The organism is Christensenella sp. (assembly GCF_034927525.1).
In the GTDB taxonomy this organism is placed as follows: domain Bacteria; phylum Bacillota; class Clostridia; order Christensenellales; family Christensenellaceae; genus Christensenella.
In genome coordinates, this window is the sequence record NZ_JAYFPU010000195.1 from 1 (window position 1) to 3,500 (window position 3,500).

Genomic DNA, 3,500 nt, shown 5'->3' on the forward strand with positions numbered 1-3,500 from the left:
TTGATATTTTCCCTTCGCTGCCGGGCGCTCAGCTTGAACTGTGGCTTGGTGTCCCGCACGCGCTTAAGCACGCTTTTGCACGGGATATCCAGCAATATGCTAAGGTGCGTAGCGATCATCTCTCCCTGGTCATAACCGCGCTGCTTCAGGCGGTTTTTGTGGATGGGCACATACGCCAACATATCCGCGCCGACCTCGTAATCCTCCAGAAATTCTGCCATCTGCTGCGCAATAAAAACGGAATAGCGGGGCATATCATTGTATTTGAATTGATGAATCAGTGTCCGCACTGGGCCGTCGTAGCGGTATGCATACAAAAGACCGCCGTCATAAAACCCGTCGCGGTTTTTGAGCGAGCGTACCTGTTCTTCACAGGCGGCGCATACAAGCTCGCCCTGTGGCACCTCGCGCGTGCAATACACGCACTGCGTCCCGGTGAGCGTCAGTTTTTTCAGCAGCTCATAGAACCTGTTCATCCCGTGTTATCCTCGTAAGATAATTCAGTTCCCGCTTCAAAATCGTGTTGCGCCTGCTTTTTTGCGCGTTTCCCACCATATATTCAAACGTATGGCGGCTGCCTACGATCACGACCTTCTTTTTGGCACGCGTCACGCCCGTGTACAGCAGGTTGCGCGCAAAAAACGGGTTAACTGCATAATACATGGGCATCAGTATCACATCAAACTCGCTGCCCTGCGATTTATGGATGGTATAGGCATATGCTCCGTCAAGCTCTGACAGGTCGGGCAGCTCGTACTGGCAACGCTTCATATCCTCGAACAGCACGTCCGTCACGCCGCCATAGATCGTTTCCACCGTACCGATGTCCCCGTTGAAAACGCCTTCGCCCATCTGTACGCTCGCATCGTCGCGCCACTCGCGCGCGTAATTGTTTTTGATCTGCATCACACGGTCGCCTTCACGGAATATCCTGTCCCCAAACAAGACCTCCCCTTTATTCTTGGTCTTGGCATTCACCGTTTCACGCAATGCGTTATTTAATTCCAGCGTGCCGAGCTCTCCTTTTTTGATGGGCGCGATCACCTGCACGTCGTTTCCTTTTTTCCAGTGCTCCAGATAAAGCTCGCATACGGCGGCGCGTACCTCGCCCGGTGTCTCACATGCGCGGAATTCAAACGACTCGTCATATTCCCCGTCTGTTACACCGTTCAAAATATCATAAGCCGCATCCGCGATGCCGCCCGCATTACGAAAGCGGTGCGTCAGCCGGACGCTCTTTACAGCATCAGATTCAAGTACGTCGCGCATCACGTTGCCCGGCCCCACGGACGGAAGCTGGTCAGCGTCCCCCACAAGGATGAGCCGCGATCCATCCTTCAAAGCGTTTAAAAGGTTGCGGAACAAAAACACATCCAGCATAGATACCTCGTCCACGATCACCGCGTCCGCATCCAGCGGATTTTCCTCGTTCCTGCGGAAATAGCAGTTGAACGCATCCTCGTCATAAGAATATTCCAGCAGCCTGTGCAGCGTAGAAGCCGCGCAGCCCGTCGTTTCCTGCATACGCTTTGCCGCGCGTCCCGTGGGCGCGGTCAGCGAACATTCGCACCCTGCGCTGCCGAGTATCTCAAGCACCGCCTTTAAGATCGTCGTCTTGCCAGTCCCCGGCCCGCCCGTGATCACGCATACCCTGTCCGTGACCGCCGCGCACACAGCGTCCTCTTGTTCTTCTGTCAGCGAGTATTCCTTGGCCTTCTTCTTCAGCAGGGCAGAAACACTGCGTATCTCCTCCGGCGCAGACGCGCACGAAAGGGCGAACAACTTGGCCGCGCACCTTGTTTCGGCGCGGTATGCTGTTTCCAAAAACACTGCCTGCATGTCCGGATAATACTTGCGCAATACGATCTCTTTTGTAAAAGCAAGCGACAAAAGCGCGTTTGTCACGCTCGCCTCGCTCACATTCAGCCGCTGTGCCACATGTGGTATGAGCTGCTTGCGGAACACATAGGTACTGCCGCGCGCAAGCATCTTTTTGAGTACGTTCAGTATCCCGTTTTTGATGCGAAAGGGCGAATCGTTCAGTATGCCGATGTGCATGGCGATCTTGTCCGCAGTCATAAAATCGACGCCGCGCACATGGTCGATCAGGATATACGGGTTTTCACGCACCTTGTCCGCCGCGTCTTCACCAATCTCCGCCACAGCAAGCGTTGCCTGACGCGTGGTCAGTCCCATGCCCATCAGATCGGCATACACATATTTTTTGAGCGCATATTCCTTCATCGCCGCGTGCACGCTGTCTGCCAATCGCTTGGAAACGCCCTGTACACGCGCAAGCGCGCGGTGGTCGTTTTCGATCACATCAAACGTCGCTTCACCAAACTCTTCCACGATACGGCGGGAAAGCGTTTCGCCCAGCCCCTTGATGAATCCGCCGGACAAGAACAACACCGTGTCGTTTAAGTCCTTGGGCAGAGTGCTCTCGTAGGACTGCACCGAAAACTGCATGCCATATTTGTTGTGTGTTTTATACACACCAAAAAAGCGCGTGCGTTCACCCGGCTTCAGGTCGGGCATGTTGCCCACCACAATGGTGGGCTCGCCTGCGTCGACTTCCGCCACGGTATAACCGTCCGCGCTTTCATAGATGATGCTAACTACCGTTCCAACCAGTTCAGTCGTCAAATTTCTTTCTTGATGGCCTCCACCATGTCAAGCTTTTCCCACGGCAGATCGAGATCGTTGCGGCCAAAGTGGCCATAAGCAGCCGTCTGCCTGTAGATCGGGCGCTTCAGCTGCAGCTTGTCGATGATCGCGCTCGGACGAAGGTCAAACAGCTTCGTTACGATGTCTGCAATCTCTGTGCTATGCTTTTTGCCTGTGCCAAATGTTTCCACAAATACGGAAACCGGACGCGCTACGCCGATCGCGTATGCAAGCTGGATCTCGCAGCGGTCTGCAAGCCCCGCCGCAACGACGTTCTTTGCCACATAACGTGCCGCATAAGCAGCGCTTCTGTCCACCTTGGACGGGTCTTTGCCGGAGAATGCGCCGCCGCCGTGGCGTCCCATTCCGCCGTATGTATCAACAATGATCTTGCGTCCTGTAAGGCCGCTGTCGCCCTTCGGCCCGCCGATTACAAAGCGGCCGGTCGGGTTGATGTAGATTTTCGTATCGTCGTCGATCATCTCTGCGGGGATGATCGGCTTAACGACATGCTCAATCATATCGCGCCTGATCTGCGCCTGCGTCGCTTCCGGATCGTGCTGTGTGGAAATAACGATCGCATCCACACGAAGCGGCTTCCAGTTTTCATCATATTCCACCGTCACCTGCGATTTACCGTCCGGACGGAGATAATCGAGAGAACCGTTCTTCCTGACCTCTGCCAGGCGCCTCGAAAGCCCGTGTGCCATATCGATAGGCATAGGCATAAAGGACGGCGTTTCGTTGCAAGCATATCCAAACATCATGCCCTGATCGCCCGCGCCGTTTTCGTCTTCGTCGACGTCTTCCCTTGCTTCGAGGGATTTGTCAAC

General features: G+C 54.7%; 3 protein-coding genes. All 3 read right to left on the reverse strand.

Annotation, left to right across the window (positions count from 1 at the left end; translation table 11 throughout):
- Positions 1-476, reverse strand: a 476-nt coding sequence (locus tag VB081_RS07980) for a ComF family protein (protein ID WP_331676009.1), incomplete at its 3' end; no start/stop codon positions are given.
- The gene (gene recD2, locus VB081_RS07985) at positions 460-2,646 is read right to left on the reverse strand and encodes an SF1B family DNA helicase RecD2 (RefSeq protein WP_323400294.1); all 2,187 of its coding nucleotides are present in this window, start codon (positions 2,644-2,646) and stop codon (positions 460-462) included. The genes VB081_RS07980 and recD2, both read right to left, overlap by 17 nt.
- On the reverse strand, positions 2,643-3,500 hold an 858-nt coding region (metK, locus tag VB081_RS07990; protein ID WP_323400295.1), incomplete at its 5' end, for a methionine adenosyltransferase. The genes metK and recD2, both read right to left, overlap by 4 nt.